This is a genomic window from Pseudoselenomonas ruminantium (assembly GCF_900142515.1).
Taxonomy (GTDB): Bacteria; Bacillota; Negativicutes; order Selenomonadales; family Selenomonadaceae; genus Selenomonas_A; species Selenomonas_A ruminantium_D.
Genome location: NZ_FRBC01000003.1, coordinates 89,550 through 105,447 on the forward strand (window position 1 = coordinate 89,550; position 15,898 = coordinate 105,447).

General features: G+C 49.2%; 15 protein-coding genes. 13 read left to right on the forward strand and 2 right to left on the reverse strand.

Features of this window, described 5'->3' with window-relative positions; genetic code table 11:
• Window positions 1-226 precede the first annotated feature (226 nt).
• The 8 genes from dnaN to htpX all read left to right on the forward strand — a co-directional run bounded on the left by dnaN (window position 227) and on the right by htpX (window position 7,773).
• Window positions 227-1,339, forward strand: a complete 1,113-nt coding sequence (dnaN, locus tag BUB68_RS02385; RefSeq protein ID WP_073088209.1) for a DNA polymerase III subunit beta — start codon at window positions 227-229, stop codon at window positions 1,337-1,339.
• 13 nt (window positions 1,340-1,352) lie between these two features.
• Window positions 1,353-1,568 carry an RNA-binding S4 domain-containing protein gene (locus BUB68_RS02390; protein ID WP_178139447.1) on the forward strand — a complete coding sequence of 72 codons (216 nt, stop codon included), beginning with the start codon at window positions 1,353-1,355 and terminating at the stop codon, window positions 1,566-1,568.
• Window positions 1,568-2,671, forward strand: coding sequence for a DNA replication/repair protein RecF (gene recF / locus BUB68_RS02395; RefSeq protein WP_073088210.1), 1,104 nt, complete (start codon window positions 1,568-1,570; stop codon window positions 2,669-2,671). Before BUB68_RS02390 ends, recF begins: the two co-directional genes overlap by 1 nt.
• Before the next feature lie 3 nt (window positions 2,672-2,674).
• A complete protein-coding gene (locus tag BUB68_RS02400; protein WP_073088211.1) occupies window positions 2,675-3,625 on the forward strand; it encodes a DciA family protein in 951 nt (316 codons plus the stop codon).
• A 3-nt stretch (window positions 3,626-3,628) separates the two neighbouring features.
• Window positions 3,629-3,952, forward strand: a complete 324-nt coding sequence (gene remB / locus BUB68_RS02405) for an extracellular matrix regulator RemB (protein WP_073088212.1) — start codon at window positions 3,629-3,631, stop codon at window positions 3,950-3,952.
• Window positions 3,953-3,973: 21 nt separating this feature from the next.
• Complete coding sequence (gyrB, locus tag BUB68_RS02410) at window positions 3,974-5,992, forward strand: DNA topoisomerase (ATP-hydrolyzing) subunit B (protein WP_178139448.1); 2,019 nt, start codon at window positions 3,974-3,976, stop codon at window positions 5,990-5,992.
• Between the two features lie 220 nt (window positions 5,993-6,212).
• Window positions 6,213-6,932, forward strand: a complete 720-nt coding sequence (locus tag BUB68_RS02415) for a TerC family protein (RefSeq protein WP_073088213.1) — start codon at window positions 6,213-6,215, stop codon at window positions 6,930-6,932.
• The gene (gene htpX / locus BUB68_RS02420; protein ID WP_073088214.1) at window positions 6,925-7,773 is read left to right on the forward strand and encodes a zinc metalloprotease HtpX; all 849 of its coding nucleotides are present in this window, start codon (window positions 6,925-6,927) and stop codon (window positions 7,771-7,773) included. Before BUB68_RS02415 ends, htpX begins: the two co-directional genes overlap by 8 nt.
• A 37-nt stretch (window positions 7,774-7,810) precedes the next feature.
• Here the strand turns inward: htpX and BUB68_RS02425 are convergent, their stop codons facing one another.
• Window positions 7,811-8,407, reverse strand: coding sequence for a nucleoside/nucleotide kinase family protein (locus tag BUB68_RS02425; RefSeq protein WP_073088215.1), 597 nt, complete (start codon window positions 8,405-8,407; stop codon window positions 7,811-7,813).
• Between the two features lie 277 nt (window positions 8,408-8,684).
• On the opposite strand from BUB68_RS02425, the gene BUB68_RS02430 reads away from it, so the two are divergent.
• Together BUB68_RS02430 and BUB68_RS02435 are read left to right on the forward strand one after the other, a co-directional pair.
• On the forward strand, window positions 8,685-9,680 hold the full coding sequence (locus tag BUB68_RS02430; RefSeq protein ID WP_073088216.1) for a pyridoxal-phosphate dependent enzyme: 996 nt from the start codon (window positions 8,685-8,687) through the stop codon (window positions 9,678-9,680).
• Between the two features lie 17 nt (window positions 9,681-9,697).
• On the forward strand, window positions 9,698-10,606 hold the full coding sequence (locus BUB68_RS02435; RefSeq protein WP_073088217.1) for a Ppx/GppA phosphatase family protein: 909 nt from the start codon (window positions 9,698-9,700) through the stop codon (window positions 10,604-10,606).
• 50 nt (window positions 10,607-10,656) lie between these two features.
• Here the strand turns inward: BUB68_RS02435 and BUB68_RS02440 are convergent, their stop codons facing one another.
• Window positions 10,657-12,252, reverse strand: a complete 1,596-nt coding sequence (locus BUB68_RS02440; RefSeq protein WP_073088218.1) for a sensor domain-containing diguanylate cyclase — start codon at window positions 12,250-12,252, stop codon at window positions 10,657-10,659.
• Between the two features lie 273 nt (window positions 12,253-12,525).
• Here BUB68_RS02440 and cpaB point away from each other — a divergent pair, with 273 nt between their 5' ends.
• The 3 genes from cpaB to BUB68_RS02455 are packed head-to-tail and all read left to right on the forward strand — an operon-like array spanning window position 12,526 to window position 15,896.
• Window positions 12,526-13,458, forward strand: coding sequence for a Flp pilus assembly protein CpaB (cpaB, locus tag BUB68_RS02445; RefSeq protein ID WP_073088219.1), 933 nt, complete (start codon window positions 12,526-12,528; stop codon window positions 13,456-13,458).
• A gap of 14 nt (window positions 13,459-13,472) precedes the next feature.
• Window positions 13,473-15,011, forward strand: coding sequence for a type II and III secretion system protein family protein (locus BUB68_RS02450; protein WP_081371821.1), 1,539 nt, complete (start codon window positions 13,473-13,475; stop codon window positions 15,009-15,011).
• Between the two features lie 30 nt (window positions 15,012-15,041).
• Window positions 15,042-15,896: a CpaE/TadZ family protein gene (locus BUB68_RS02455; protein WP_073088221.1), complete on the forward strand. Its 855-nt coding sequence runs from the start codon at window positions 15,042-15,044 to the stop codon at window positions 15,894-15,896.
• The last annotated feature ends 2 nt before the right edge of the window (window positions 15,897-15,898 follow it).

Here is a 15,898-nt window from a genome sequence, read left to right on the forward strand (position 1 = left end):
CATGTTTTTCCTGTTAGCAAAATGTGGATAAATTCTCCATCCACTTATCCCCGTGGATATTGTGGATAAGTGGGACTATGTTTATCTACACTTTACTAACAGCCAACCTGTCGATAAATACTGTGCTTTCCGCACTTTTCCACATTTCCACAGGCCCTACTACTACTACGGCTATTTATTTATATATTTAGAGAGTAATAATAAAAAAAAGAAAGGACCTCGCCCCATGAAAATCACTTGTTCCAAATCTGAACTGGCCAATGCCCTGTCTACCGTGGCCAAAGCCATACCTTCCAAACCACAGACCCCCATTCTTTCCGGTGTCTTTCTGAGAGCGGACAATGATATCCTGGAAGTCCATGCCACCAACAATGAGATCGGCATGGTCTGCCGCATCCCTGTAGAGATTGAAGAACCGGGACAAATAGCTGTCAGTGGACGTTATTTCCTGGATGTTATCCGCAAGTTACCTGGGGATAGCCTTACACTCACCTATAACCGCAACGAGAAAATCATCAACATCACCTCAAATCAGGCAAACTTCACCTTGCTCAGCATGAATGCCTCTGAATTCCCGACGGTAAAACCCATTGAAAGCAATGTACAGTTCACCATCAAAGACAATATCCTGCGTTCATTGATCAAGAAAACGGTCTTTGCATGCTCAAAAGATGAATCCCGTCCTGTATTCACCGGTTGTTATCTGGAAGTAGCTGACAACAAAGTGACGATGGCGGCAACGAATATGCACAGACTGGCGGTGAAATACGAACAGTTCCCTGAGTCTCTGGGCAATATCAAGATAATAATTCCGGCGAATATCCTGCAGGAACTGCTGCATAATATGAACTCCGATATTCCCGTAGATGTTCAGGTTTGCTGTAATTTCAACCAGATCAGTTTTGCCTTTGAGAATCTTTATATGACTTCCCGTCTGATTGAAGGTGCTTATCCGGATTACAACAATGTCATCCCGCCTAATCATGAGACTTTGGTCACCCTTGATTCTGCTGAATTCAATGCTGCCGTAGACCGTGTGTCCCTGATATCCCGGGCTGGTGACTATAATGTGATAAAGATGGAATTCGCTCATGGCCAGCTGCATATCACCTCGAACAATCCTGAAATCGGTAATGCAGAAGAAACTATTCCTGCCTCTATTGAAGGTCCGGATATCACGATTGCCTTCAATGCGCAGTATATTACAGATGTGATGAAAATCATTGAAAGCAGGAACTGTGAATTGCGCCTGATCCAGCCGCTCTCCCCTATTACTGTGCGGGAAGAAAAGGATGATGCGTTCATTTATGTCGTTACGCCGGTACGTACGGCTCATTAAGGAGGTTATCCCCATGCAGATTGAAGATGTGGCCATTGAAACAGAAGAGATTCAGTTGGATCAGTTTCTGAAATGGGCAGGGGTTCTGCCCTCTGGTGGCGAAGTGAAAGCGCTTATCGCAGAAGGCTTGATCAAGCGCAATGGCGAAATCGAAACAGCCCGTCGCCGTAAACTTCATCGCGGGGATGTTGTGGAAATCGAAGGTCAGGGCGCCTGGCGGGTGCAGTGATGCATATTTATTCATTGTACTTAAAAAATTTCCGGAACTACAGTGAGTTAAAGTTAACATTTGATCCAAATATCAATGTTTTCCTGGGAGATAATGCTCAGGGAAAGACGAATATCATAGAGGCAGTCTATTATGCTTCATTGGGACGTTCTCATCGTACGCACACCGATAATGACCTTATCGGCTGGGAGCGGCAGGGGGCTTTGGTACAGATTGGCTTTACCCGTCTGGGAGTAGAGAACAAACTGGAATTTCAGTTCAGCCGGGAAAAGAGACGGCGTATCCTTCTGAATGACCACCCTATCCGTCCAAAAGACCTGGTGGGAAGCTTGAACACTGTTCTATTCTCTCCCGAGGACCTTTTTCTGATAAAGGGAGCGCCGGCACTTCGCCGGCGTTTTTTGGACGGGGAGATCAGTCAGGCAAGCCCGGCTTATTATCACGAACTGGCTAAATACAGCAAGATCATAACCCAGCGCAATAATCTCTTGAAAAAAATAAGGGAAAGAAAAGTTGGTACGGAGATGCTGGAACTTTGGGATGCCCAGCTGGCAGACAGTGCGGTGAAGATCACGCGGAAAAGGCTGGAGGCCGTCAAGAAGCTCAATATGCTGGCAAACCTCATGCAGCGCCGTATTTCCAGCAATCTGGAAAATCTGGCGATCACTTATGAAATCCACGGGGCAGATGGTGCAAACGTGACAACTGACCTGCTTTCATGGTATAATAAAGAGCTTGCAGGTCATCGTGAAGTAGATATTATCCGTGGTTCAACAAGCCGGGGGCCGCATTTGGACGATATCATCCTGACTGTCAATGGGATAAATCTACGTTCATTTGGTTCCCAGGGACAGCAGCGGACTGGTGTCCTGTCCCTGAAACTGGCTGAGCTGGAATTCCTGCGTTCCGAGACGGGGGAATATCCTATATTGCTTCTGGATGATGTAATGAGCGAGCTTGATGTTTCCCGGCGCAGCCAGTTGATGGAGTTCATACGGCGGGAGCGGATACAGACGATGATCACTGCTACAGATCGTGCTTATTTTCCCGCAGAACGCATTGGTACTTATTATCAGGTGATGGCGGGGACGATTAAGGGGTAAGTCATGGCAGGTAATTTGAAAGCCCGCAGTCCAGGCTTGGAGCGGCCTGATTCGATCATCCGTAAAACCTTGCAGCATATGGGCAGCGGCTATGAAAAAAAATACTATATGCATTGGATCCTGTGGCATTGGCCGGAGATCGTAGGCGGGTTTATCGCCAACAATACGATCCCGCAGGGGATTCGCAAGGATACTCTTTTTATCTACAGTGATAATTCTGCCTTGCGCAATGAATTGCAGATGATGATGCCGCAGATCGTGCAATCGGTCAACAATTATGCAGGCCAGAAAATGATCAGCAAGGTTGCCTTCACGAAAAAGTGGGAGACGTCAGATAGTGCAGGGATTGATGAGATCCGACTGGCAGCTATGCCCAGCGAATTGGACATCGGGCAGGAGCGCCGCAAGATGCCTTTATCTCCCGCCGAAATGCAGGCAGCAGAAACTTTGGCAGCGGGTGCGGAAGATCCGGATATCGCCACGGCTGTAGCCGGACTATACCGCAAACACATGCAGATGCAGAAGCTGAAAATAGCCCGTAATTATCAAAAATGCCCGTTATGTGGCCAATTGATGGAACCAGGGTTGTCCATATGTGCGGATTGTAACCGTAAAAAGCAGCAGAAGCTGCGGGAAAAGGTCCGTCAGGTGTTGCATGATATGCCTTGGGCAAGATATCCGGATGTGAAGGAATACGTGCCAGAATGCACCCCGAAAATAGTGAATGAGCAACGCTCGATTATGGTGCAGAAACTGGCTGCTGATACCGATGTGAATGACCGGACGAGTATCCAGGCCAAGACTTTGGTCATGTTATACCGCTGCCTGCCGCCGGATCAGCTGACGGAGGACAATATTACCAGAGCACTTTATGCCTTGCGGTTTGATATGCATCGCCCCAAGGATTACAAAGCACCTAAGCGTTATGATGTGATAAAATTGGGGAGGAAGTAATCGATGTTTCTCCATTTAGGCAACGGGATTTCTGTGCGCACTAAGGATGTCATTGCCATTCATGATTATTCTCTGTTCATCAAGGGAAAAGGCAGTGAATTCCTGGCGAATGAACAGAAAATAGGCAGACTGGAAAACACTTTGCCTTTGACCATCCGCAACGAGGAGGGGGCTAAGAAGTCCCTGGTCATCACAGACGATAAAACTTACCTGTCTGCGATCTCGCCCTGGACCTTAAAACGGCGGTCGCAGATGGTTTATGATACAATGGATATGGAACGAGATGTTCCGGAAGACGAAAACGGAGAATTTTTTCGTAATTGCTAAACGATGGGAGCGTAAGATTTCATGGCAAATGAAAATGAACAGCTGAATATAGAAATAGCGGCATCTGAAAATGAAATAGAACGTGTCGATACGACAGGTGTAGAAATCCATACGGATGAAAGCAGTGCGGAGGTTACTGCTGTCGATGCTGATTATGGTGCAGAGCAGATTCAGATTCTCGAAGGTCTTGAGGCCGTACGCATGCGTCCTGGCATGTATATCGGCAGCACGTCTGAACGCGGCCTGCATCATCTGGTCTACGAAGTCGTGGATAACTCCATCGACGAGGCATTGGCGGGTTACTGCGACAAGATTGATGTGACGATTCACCGCGACAACAGCATCACCGTTACGGATAATGGCCGTGGCATCCCTGTTGATATGCACGAAAGCGGCATGCCGGCAGTCGAAGTCGTACTGACGGTACTCCATGCCGGCGGCAAGTTCGGCGGCGATGGCTATAAGGTGTCCGGCGGCCTGCACGGCGTTGGCGTTTCTGTCGTCAATGCCCTGTCCACATCCATGGAAGTCCAGGTCAAGCGCGATGGCAAGATCCATGAGATTTCATTCAAGCGCGGCGAGACGGTGGAAAAGCTCCATGTGACCGGCGAGACGGAAATCACGGGTACCCGCGTGCATTTCGTACCGGACCCGGAAATCTTCTCGGTTACGACTTACAGCTATGATACGCTCAAACACCGCCTGCGTGAGCTGGCTTTCCTGAACCATGGCATCACCATTGTCCTCAATGATGAACGCGGTGAGGAACTCAGAAGCGAGAAATTCCACTTCGAAGGCGGCATCAGCTCCTTCGTGGAACATCTCAACCGCAAGAAGGAAAAGATCAATCCGGAGCCAATCTACTTCAACGGCACGAAAGATGATACCGTTGTGGAGATTGCCCTGCAGTATAACGACAGTTATCAGGAGAATATCTACTCCTTCGTCAACAACATCAACACGGAGGAAGGCGGCACGCATCTGGCAGGCTTCAAGCTGGCCCTTACCCGTGCAGCCAATGATTTCGCCCGCAAGCAGAATATCCTCAAGGATAAGGACGGCAACCTCTCCGGTGATGATGTGCGTGAAGGCCTCACGGCTGTCATCAGCCTGAAGGTTCGCGACCCGCAGTTCGAAGGCCAGACCAAGACGAAGCTGGGCAACAGCGAAGTGCGCGGTATCGTGGATTCCATCGTGACGGAAGGCCTTTCCGAATACTTCGAGGAAAACCCGGCTATCACCAAGAAATTCATCGAGAAGGCTATCATGGCTGCCCGTGCCCGTGAAGCCGCCCGCAAGGCGCGCGAGCTCACCCGCCGCAAGAATGCGTTGGAAGTTTCCAGTCTGCCAGGCAAACTGGCCGATTGTTCCGTCAAAGACCCGGAAATGGCCGAAATCTACCTCGTCGAGGGTGATTCTGCAGGCGGTTCTGCCAAGCAGGGCCGTGACCGCCGCTTCCAGGCAATCCTGCCTCTGCGCGGTAAGATCCTCAACGTAGAGAAGGCAAGACTGGACAAGATTTTCGCCAATGCGGAGATCCGCACGATGATTACGGCCTTCGGTACGGGCATCAGCGATGATTTCGACCTGTCCAAGCGCCGTTATGGCAAGATCATCATCATGACTGATGCCGATGTGGATGGTGCGCATATCCGTACCCTGCTCCTCACCTTCCTCTATCGTTACATGAAGCCGCTGATCGAGCATGGCCATGTGTTCATTGCCCAGCCGCCTCTTTATCAGATCCGTAAGGGCAAGAAGCACTGGTATACCTACAGTGATGAAGAATTGGCCAAGAAGCTCGACGAAGTGGGCCGTGATGGCAGCACCGTACAGCGCTACAAAGGTCTGGGCGAGATGAACCCGGAACAGCTCTGGGAAACTACCATGGACCCTGCTGGCCGTACCATGCTGCGCGTGGAAATGGCTGACGCTGAGGCAGCGGATGAACTCTTCACGATTCTCATGGGTGATAAGGTCGAACCGCGCCGCCAGTTCATCGAAGAAAACGCCAAATTAGTGCGCAATCTCGATATTTAATCAAATTCTAATTGACTTTTCGTTTTTTTATGGTACACTAAGCGTATATCCCGTACAAGGGGAGTAGCTGAACGGTCAGATATCGTCAATACGGTGCATGGCACCCGGTATGGCCGGCTATTGTTTAGTAAGCGAGACCTTGTCTTGCAGGAGCTTTATTCAAGTTATCTGTAAGACAAGGTCTTTTTTGCACATCTAAGAAGGAGTTGGAAGGTTAGACATGGAAAATATCTTTGCAGGGATGTTCAGTCCCGAATGGTTTGCAGCTTTGTCCGGTATCTTGCTTTTGGATATCCTGCTTTCTGGTGACAATGCTATCCTGATTGCCCTGGCCTGCAAGAATCTGCCGGAGCATCACAAGAAGAAGGCCATCTTTATCGGCGGTTTTGGCGCAGTCTTTATCCGCATTGTATGCACGCTCTTTGCCACCAGCGTTTTGGCGGCGCCTTATATCGAGTTCATCGGCGGTGCAGCACTTCTGTACATCGCAGTGAAGCTGGTCACCGACCATAAGGAGAGCCATGAGGACGGTGCTGCGCCTGCAAGTTTTGGTGCGGCAGTACGCACCATCCTGATTGCCGATTTCATCATGAGCATCGATAATATCCTCTCGCTGGCTGGCGTTGCCAATACGGTGCCTGAGGGGAAATGGAGCCTGATCATCGTGGGGCTTCTGATTTCCATTCCCATCGTGCTCTGCGGGGCGCAGATATTCCTCAAGCTCATGCAGAAAGTACCTGCGCTCATCTATGCTGGTGCGGCTATATTAGGCTGGACTGCGGCAGAACTGATGACGGCAGACAAGGGGCTGGGCATGTATCTCGTTGACTATGCACTGGCGCTCAAGGTGCTCTTTGTGGCTCTGGTGCTGGGAATCGGTTATTATCTGAATCGAAAATACAAAAGGGATTTAAAAATGGGAGTGACGGAACATGAATAATCTAAAGACATTGATGTTGATGGTGCTGCTCTGTGCGCTGATGATTTTCGTCGGCGGTCTGGTGGGCGGCAAGGGGGGCATGATGGTCATGCTCATGATCTCGCTGGGCATGAACGCTTTTTCTTACTGGTTCAGCGATACCATGGTGCTCAAGATGTACAATGCCCGGGAAGTAAGCCGGGAGGAAGCACCGCAGCTCTATGGCCTCGTGGAGGATCTGGCGGCCAATGCACAGCTGCCCATGCCGAAGGTCTGCATCATTGAATCGGAGGTGCCCAATGCCTTTGCGACGGGCCGTAATCCTTCCCATGCTGCAGTAGCTGTGACTACGGGGATTATGCGGGCTTTGGATTACAATGAGCTTTCCGGTGTATTGGGCCATGAGCTGGCCCATGTGAAGAACCGCGATATCCTCACAGGCACGATTGCAGCCATGATGGCTACGGTCATTTCCTATGGTGTGCAGTTCTTCGCGTTATTCGGTGGCCGCAGCGATGATGATGAAGGCGGTAATCCGATCGCAGCTTTAGCTGCGGTTATCCTCGCGCCATTGGCGGCCAGCCTGATCCAGATGGCGATTTCCCGTTCCCGGGAATATGTGGCCGACCATGATGGTGCCGAAATCTGCGGCAATGCCAATTATCTGGCTGATGCACTCGAAAAAATCGAGTACTATGCCTTGAATGGCCGCCAGATGAGTGATGCAACGCCGGCAACGGCCCATATGTTCATCATCAACCCCTTCTCCGGAGCGATGTCTTCGATGAAGAAATTATTCAGCACCCATCCCGAGACCAGTGAACGCATCGCAAGACTGCGGGCACAGGCGCGTGGCCGGTAATCAAAAAACAGCCGTACCTTTCAGGTACGGCTGTTTTTCACTCTATCATTTTATCGAATTGTTCCTGTGGTACTGGCATCGTAAGCCCCATGATAGCTAGTATCTGGATCAGGGCTGTTTCTTTTTCACAGGTATTGCGGACGATATGGCTGCAGATCTTCCAGAGATTAAACTCCTTGTTGTTCTCTGCATATTGGAGATGATATTTTATTTCGTCATTGTTATAGCCAAGCTGCAGAAGCCTGTCTACCAGCGTGACATAATCGACCATCAGGAAGATCGTGGCCAGTTTTTTCTTGATGAGCTTCGTCATCAGCTTCAAGCCCGTGACTTCCAGGATCATGACACTGATGTGGTGGTCACGCAGGGAATCCAGGATATCGTCTTTCTTATAGCCATAGGATTCGCCTTTATGGGAAAATTCTATGATAAACTCCATTTGTGTAAATTCTTCCCGGCTTACTGTGATATACATATCGTCTCTTTTTACGTAGTGACGGTTGTGTTTCTGCGCACTGAAATCCTGTGTGGTGTAGACGGGGATAAAATGAATGCCCATTTGTTTTAGGTGAGCAGCCATCGTCGCCTTTCCTGAAGCCTGTGCGCCCATTAGTGCATAAATCTTATTATCCATCATCACACATCCTTTTTTGTCAGGGAAAATACAAAAGCGGGAACTACCGAACGTTCCCGCTTTTGCCGCCTCTATACCTTCTGCCTACAACAACATACTAGATGTCGTTGTTCTCCCTTCTTTATAATACAACACTTACATGGCCTTTTCAAGAGAAAAAATTCATTTTCTGTAAATTTGTGGAAAAAAGGATTTTTCGCTTCGATGGAGAATATATATGTTAGTATACAACTAAACGATACAGCAAAAATTTGAGCATTTTCTGGGAGGGGTCACAATGTATTTCTATTGTGAGAAATGTAAAAAACCATATCCGTTGAACACGCAGTCCTATATGTGTGAATGCGGCGGCATGTTCCGTCTGCATAAAGACCCGATGGATGAAGTGCAAAGCGAGATCACTTTGGGGGAAGTGGAAACGCCGTTACTGCCTTTACAGGTGGGCAAGCTGGATTTTTTGCTGAAGTTGGAAAACCTGCAGCCAACGGGTTCCTTCAAAGATCGTGGTGCACATACGCTGATCAATGAGATCCATCATCTGGGAATCAAAAAGATTGCGCTGGATTCGGCGGGCAATGCCGGAGCTTCTATGGCTGCCTATGCTGCCGCAGCAGGGATCGAGTGCACGGTCTATGTGCCGGATGATATCTCGCCGGAAATGAACAAGCAGATTGAAGCCTATGGTGCCAAGATCGTCAAGGTTCCCAATGGCCGGATGAATGCCTGTGCGGCTGTCAAGAAGAATCTGGGGGATGCTTACTATGCTTCGCATGTCTATAATCCTCTGTTCTTCGAAGGGATGCGTCCTATGGCAAAGGAAATCTATAAGCAGCTGGGGAATAAGATTCCGGAATATGTATTCATGCCCGTGGGAAATGGCACCATGATGATTGGCTTGTATTTAGGCTTTATGGAACTGGGCCGTCTGCCGCATTTTGTGGCGGTACAGAGTGCGAAATGTGCGCCCCTCTATGAAGCCTTCAAAGTGGTGGACGAGCAGCCGAAAAAGACGACCATTGCCCATGCTATCCGCATTGAACGGCCGAAGCGTATCACGACGATGTTGGAAATCCTGAAGCAGACCGGTGGCGATGTGGTGACGGTTGAAGATAAGGAAATCCTTCAGGCGAAGAAATATCTGGGATCTAAGGGTGTTTATGTGGAGATGACTTCGGCTGCTGCCCTGGCGGGTGCCGAGAAGTTCTTTGCAGGCGGCAAACCGGATAATTACAAGGTGGTTATCCCCATGACAGGCAGCGGCCTGAAGCGTTGATTTACGGGAGATTGCCTATGCTGCACGGGATAATTGATATTGGGTCCAATACCATCCGCATGGCCGTTTATCTGATTGAGGGCGGACATTTTGAGCAGCTGATGAAGCGGAAACATACAGTCGGCCTCGCCTCTTATGTGGAAGATGGTGTCATGCAGCCCGAGGGAATTGAGCGGGCGGTGGAAATCCTGCAGGAATATAAGAAAATGCTGCATTGTTTTAAGATAACCAATGTGGCAGCTTTTACTACGGCTGCTTTGCGCAATGCCCGCAACAGCCGGGAGGCTGTAGGGGAGATTGAAAGGCGCACGGGCATCAGTATACAGGTTATCAGCGGCGACGAGGAAGCCACGCTGGATTTCATTGGTGCTACGCATAGCCTGAACAATGCCTCCGGCCTGCTCATTGATATTGGTGGGGGAAGCACGGAGATCGTGACTTACCGTGACCGGCAGATCCAGCACAAGACCAGCCTGCCCATTGGCTCTTTGGGGTTTGCGAAAAAATATGTCAGCTCCATACTGCCCACCATGAGTGAATGCATGGAAATGTACGGTGAGGCCGAGACCACCATTGGGGCGGCGGCGGATTTTTTCAATGTCTGTGAGGCTGAGATCGTAGGGATTGGGGGAACATTCAAAGGGGCTTGTGCCTTGAACAATGAGATCTTCAACTTGCCTGCAGCCAACCGCCGGCTGGAGACGAAGAATATCCGTACGCTCATCAGTACCTTTGTTACAGATCTGGGCCTGACCCAGGAAATGACTGTGGCTTTGATGCGCTCCGTACCGGAACGCATCCATACCATCATTCCTGGACTGGTGATTGCCAATGTGTTAGCCAGGCGCTTTCAAAGCCATTGGATCACCTATAGTGATTCAGGGGTCCGAGAAGGATATATTTACGACAGGATCATAGGCAAATGAAATAAGCCTTCCCCTGGGAATCATTCCCTGGGGAAGGCTTATTTTACTGGTTATTTTTTCAGATTATCGAATTCGCCTTCGTCTTCACCGGCGATAACAAAGCAGTTGCGTCCTCTTTCCTTGGCAGCAAACAAGGCAAGGTCAGCGGCATGGAAGAGATGATTATAGGTCTTGCCGTTTTGGGGCGCGATAGCGATGCCGATGCTGGTCGTGAGGTTTATGTTATCACCCTGCAGGATGATGCTTCTGGACATTTGGTTGATTTCTGACGCCTTGCGCTTTATGATTTCCAGATCGGATTGATGATCGATGATGACGACGAATTCATCTCCATCCAGATGTCCTACACAATCATAGGCGCGGAACAGCTCTTTCAAACCCTGGGCAAATTTTTGCAAGATGCGGTCACCGTATTGATGTCCTTCATCTTTGCTGGCTTTCTTGAAGTTGTCCAGATCGATAAGGAAAATGGCAAGCATGCCGGGCGTGAGGGACTCTTCATATTCCTGCAGGCGCTTGCGGCATTCCGCTTCGACGGCTGCTCTGCTGTTCAGGCCTGTCAGTGTGTCGATTTCGGCGGATTGTTTGAGATTATGGCGCATAGCACGGATTTCGTTGATGGCCATGGCCATTTCACCGATTTCATCTTCGGAAAGGATATCGAGCTGGATGTTGTCATCTTTTCCCTTGACGATGTTCGTGATGACCTGGCAGATTTTTCGGATGGGTGTCGTAAGGCGGCTGGCGATTGTGTTGGCAATCAGGCTGACAATGATCAGGAGCAATATACCCATCGAGCCTGCAAGGGCGATTTCCCGATTGATCTGCTGATAGATGACGCTGCAGGGCTGGGCTGTGACAATGAACCAACCTGTCAACGGGTGATGGGTATATGTGATGATATGTTCCTTGCCGTGGAGTTCTGTACGGGTCATTCCGGAATCTTCGGTCATGAGGCGGACAAATTGCTTATAGTCATCAACATCATCACCGGCATTGATATTGTTGGAGGAATGCGCAATGATCTTATTTTCCCGGTCCATGACGATACTGGATATTTCATTTTCGCTTTGGGACTTCACAAACTGATCGAAGCTGTCCAGGCTGAAATTCCGCTGCAATGCACCAATCGGCTGTTTCTTTTCGTCGAAAATCGGCACAGACAATACGACGATCATCTTTCCCGTGGACATACTGATCATCATATCCGAGACAAAGGCTTTTCCGGATATGGCTTCCTGGAAGTGACGGCGCTGAGATATATTGACCCTGGGAGTATTATCACTGCGGATGAGTTGCAGACCTTTGGCATCCGTGACGGCGGTGAGATTTTTGTCATGGAAGAGTTCATCATTGTTACGGAGCATCTGCTTGATGAGTTCTTCGTCTGCAGGATTGGGATTTTTCAGGTAATTTCTGATTGTCGGGGTACTGGCCAGCGTATGCAGGGCATAAAAATTATTCTGCAATAGATTGGTCAGATGTTCACTGATGATATTATTGTTCATCCAGCCGGTTTCCTGGGCGTGATCCTCCATGTTTTCCGTGACACGGAGGCCGCCGTAAACAAGAACCGATAAAAGGGGAAGCATACCCATCATGATCAAAAGCAACAGTAATTTTTTATGAATGCTTTTTCTATTCATTCTGCAGCACCTCTTTTTATAGATTATCCGACAATTTTGATATTTATAATATTATAACGCTAATAATGGATTTTGGCTATGGATAAAAGTGTTTTGTGAATAAAATCTGAAAAAATATTTTTTATAGAGACAATTGTTTGCTTTCAAGAAACGGAATTATTGCGGAAGGGCAGGCTAGGTGGTATAATAAAGAAAAAGTTATATTGTTAGAATTATACAGACAATTTTTATGCTTTTGCAGCAAAATCAGATGTTGAAGCGAAGGTGATGCCAATGTTTTCCAAGCTTATGGATGTACTCAATGATTTACAGCCCAGACAGTTGTTGTTGCTGGCCGGGGGAACAGCGGTAGTGATGTTTTTCGCCGTTTACTTTGCCTTGACAGGTCTGGTCAGTAATACGGAAACGGTGAAGAAGACAGTGCCGGCCACACAGGTTGCTACCACACAGGTCGTAATGGCCCGGGAGGACATACCTGCCCGTACGGTGATCCAGGAAGATATGCTGGAGATGCGGGATGTTCCTGTTGACGCAATCCCACGAGGGGCGATGATGAGCACCCATGAGATTGTCGGCCAGCCGGCGGCATCCACGATATATGCCGGTGATGTCATAACCTTGTCCAAATTGGTTGTAGATAAGAATAAAACGGGGTTTGTCGGAGAGATTCCGGATAACTGCCGGGCTGTTTCCGTGGGAATCAGCGAGATCACTGGTGTAGCTGGCTTTGCCAAACCGGGGGATTATGTGGATGTGATCCTGGTGCAAAAAGACAATGCTGGCGCGACCAGCCGTTTCTTACTGAAAGATGTCCTGCTGTTGGGGATTAATCAGGACACTGCGCAGGAAAAAGACGGCAACAAAACGGATAAAGCAAAGCTCAAGGGGAAACCGGCGATTGCGACGCTGGCTTTGCAGCCTGACGATATGCTCCAGCTTATATCCGCTGCCGCTGTGGGGGAGATCTATCTGGCACTTCGTCCGTTCCATACGAATGATACGGGAAATTTTCTGAACACCTACACGACGAAATCGGAAAAAGTTGCGGCGGCGGCTTCAGCACCTGAACCTGTCAGGACATCACCGCCAGTCGTTTATCAGCCGGCACCGGCTGCTCCGTCAGCTGCTCCCAGAGCCGCTGCTTCACCGGCGCCGCGTTCAGCAGGATATGAAATCATTCAGGGTGATAAAGTAGTTGCAAATTGAGGGTGGTCGGCTTTATGGGAAAATTAAGGGGATTGATAACTGGTTTACTGGCAGGCTGTTGCCTGTGGAATTCAGCTTTGGCAGCAGATCTGCTGTCGGTGGGAGTGCATAGCTCCCGATATGTATCCATGCCATCATCTATAACCAGGATTGCCATTGGCGATCCGGATATCGCAACGATTGTGCAGGTTCCTTCTTCCAAGACTGAATTCTTGGTGGTGGCGCACAAGGCAGGGACGACTTCCTTGTTTGTCTGGACATTGGATGGTTCCCGTTATGAATATATCGTGGGGGTCTCTCCGGAGGATGTGGGACAGGCAAGGGTGATTCAGGAAGCCATAAACCTGCCGGGCGTGCGGGTGAAGATGGTAGATGGCAAAGTCCTCCTGTCCGGCACTGTGGAAAATCAGTACGAACGCAATTATGCCGTGCGGACAGCGCAGCTCTTTGTAAAAAATGCGGATCATGAAGGCAATATCAGCGTTGGCAGCAATACCAGCGTGCAGATGGCTACGAAGGCCGCCAATGACCAAAGGACTGGCAATAACATGGGTGTGAATAACATGGTGTCGACTGGCTCTGTTATTGATCTCTTGCATATGCGTCATCCATCCCAAATCAAATTGGAGGCGCAGGTTATCGCCATCAATCCGAAGGAAGACAAGGATCTGGGTTTTGTCTATGGTCATGATGCCGGTTCCAATCTGTTGAGTACACCAGGGGTTTTTTACGCTGGTGAATCTTATGGTACCAATGGGACGAGATTTGGGAATAATCCCTGGAAATGGTTGACGGAACATCGCGGCGGCATCAATATGGCTCTGCGGGCCCTGGTCAGCCAGAACCGGGCGAAAATCCTTTCCCGCCCCAGCATTACCACCATGAGCGGCGAGGCGGCCATCATCCAGGTGGGGGGTGAGATTCCTTATACTACGCGGGACGGCAATGGGAATCCTAATACGGAGTTCAAGGATTATGGTATCATCCTGCAGTTCAAACCAGTCGTGGATGCGGAGAATCGCATTGTATCGTCCATTCATACGGAAGTGAGCATGCCCAGTGGTGAATCTGTAGACAAGCAGCCCATCCTGGACCGGCGGCGGGCGGATGCTGTCGTGACGGTGGCCTCTGGTTCTACGATGGTCATTGGAGGCCTGATGGATTCCCGGGATTACAAGATTGTACGCAAGTTTCCTTTCTTAGGGGATATGCCCATTTTGGGAGAATTCTTTAAATATACGTCGCATAACAAGGATAAGCAGGAATTGATCATTTTGGTGACACCGACCCTGGTAACGGAGGAAAGCGCTTCGGTGGCCGGTATGTCGGGTGAAATGAAAGGCTTATATGATAAGGGCCGGCAGGAAAAAGCAGCCCAGAAGCAGGTAGATCTCAATGAAGACCTGTCACAGGATGATGATGGAGCTGAGAAGGGGCAAGAGGATAAAGATCAGGACAAAAAGGATATCCATACGCCTGCCGCGGAGATGGCTCAGGATGATGACTCTCTGCTCGGCAAATATTTGCGCCGGGATGTTCTTCCCAGGAAATGAAAATAAGCTGAGGAAGGAGTGGTCGTGTGTATGGAAGGACATAGAAGTATCATTATTGCTGTGTTCAGTACATCCTCTGGCTGTGGCAAAACGATAACAGCTATCAATCTGGCAGCAGGTCTGGCTGACGAAGGTTATCGCACTTGCCTGGTCGACCTGGACCTGCAGTTCGGTGATGTCATGGGGTATCTGGATCTGGTAAGTGATGTCACGTTGGCAGATGCCCAGAAGGCTATCGTGCAGGATGAAGAGAGATTCCGCATTGATGATTACCTGACGGAATATAAATGCGGAGATACTTCCTTTGCCGTTTTGCCGCCTCCGAGGGAAATCAATGATGCCTATCAGGTCAGCGTGGAAGCTGTGGAGAAAATCATCAATTCCATGCGGGGATTTAATTTTATCGTCCTGGATATGACAGCGGTGTTCAGCACCTTGAATCTGTCGATGCTGGACATGAGCACCATGATTGTTTTTTTGGGCGTAATGGATTTTTTACCGTCGGTGAAGAATTATAAGGTCGGTTATGATACGCTCTTGCGCTTTGACTATGAACAACGGAAAATCTGTCTCGTGGAAAATAAGGCGGATTCGGAGCGCTATATCAAGGCCAGGGATGTCGAGCGCTTATTGGGAGCAGAATTCTATCATCATCTGCCTTACGATTATCAGGCGCTTACGCATTCTATCCGCATGGGCAGGCCGCTGATGTATTCGGTGCCATTGTCACCACTGACGCAGAGCTATTGGCATCTGGTGGGCAAATTCACCAACCGCCAAAGATCTGCTTCCCAGCAGCTTGAGCAACAAAAAACGGAAAAGAAACGCTGGCTTTCCTGGCTCCTGGATAAAAGGATCAAGGTACCAATGTATAAGACAAGGTAAAG

Excerpts from the sequence above, each read along its gene's own strand:
- htpX (WP_073088214.1), top strand. The coding sequence starts at position 6,925 with ATGAATAATCTAAAGACATTGATGTTGATGGTGCTGCTCTGTGCGCTG.
- BUB68_RS02440 (WP_073088218.1), bottom strand. The coding sequence starts at position 12,252 with ATGAATAGAAAAAGCATTCATAAAAAATTACTGTTGCTTTTGATCATG.
- cpaB (WP_073088219.1), top strand. The coding sequence starts at position 12,526 with ATGTTTTCCAAGCTTATGGATGTACTCAATGATTTACAGCCCAGACAG.
- remB (WP_073088212.1), top strand. The coding sequence starts at position 3,629 with ATGTTTCTCCATTTAGGCAACGGGATTTCTGTGCGCACTAAGGATGTC.
- BUB68_RS02430 (WP_073088216.1), top strand. The coding sequence starts at position 8,685 with ATGTATTTCTATTGTGAGAAATGTAAAAAACCATATCCGTTGAACACG.
- BUB68_RS02450 (WP_081371821.1), top strand. The coding sequence starts at position 13,473 with ATGGGAAAATTAAGGGGATTGATAACTGGTTTACTGGCAGGCTGTTGC.
- BUB68_RS02425 (WP_073088215.1), bottom strand. The coding sequence starts at position 8,407 with ATGGATAATAAGATTTATGCACTAATGGGCGCACAGGCTTCAGGAAAG.
- BUB68_RS02455 (WP_073088221.1), top strand. The coding sequence starts at position 15,042 with ATGGAAGGACATAGAAGTATCATTATTGCTGTGTTCAGTACATCCTCT.
- dnaN (WP_073088209.1), top strand. The coding sequence starts at position 227 with ATGAAAATCACTTGTTCCAAATCTGAACTGGCCAATGCCCTGTCTACC.
- BUB68_RS02435 (WP_073088217.1), top strand. The coding sequence starts at position 9,698 with ATGCTGCACGGGATAATTGATATTGGGTCCAATACCATCCGCATGGCC.
- recF (WP_073088210.1), top strand. The coding sequence starts at position 1,568 with ATGCATATTTATTCATTGTACTTAAAAAATTTCCGGAACTACAGTGAG.
- BUB68_RS02390 (WP_178139447.1), top strand. The coding sequence starts at position 1,353 with ATGCAGATTGAAGATGTGGCCATTGAAACAGAAGAGATTCAGTTGGAT.
- BUB68_RS02415 (WP_073088213.1), top strand. The coding sequence starts at position 6,213 with ATGGAAAATATCTTTGCAGGGATGTTCAGTCCCGAATGGTTTGCAGCT.
- BUB68_RS02400 (WP_073088211.1), top strand. The coding sequence starts at position 2,675 with ATGGCAGGTAATTTGAAAGCCCGCAGTCCAGGCTTGGAGCGGCCTGAT.
- gyrB (WP_178139448.1), top strand. The coding sequence starts at position 3,974 with ATGGCAAATGAAAATGAACAGCTGAATATAGAAATAGCGGCATCTGAA.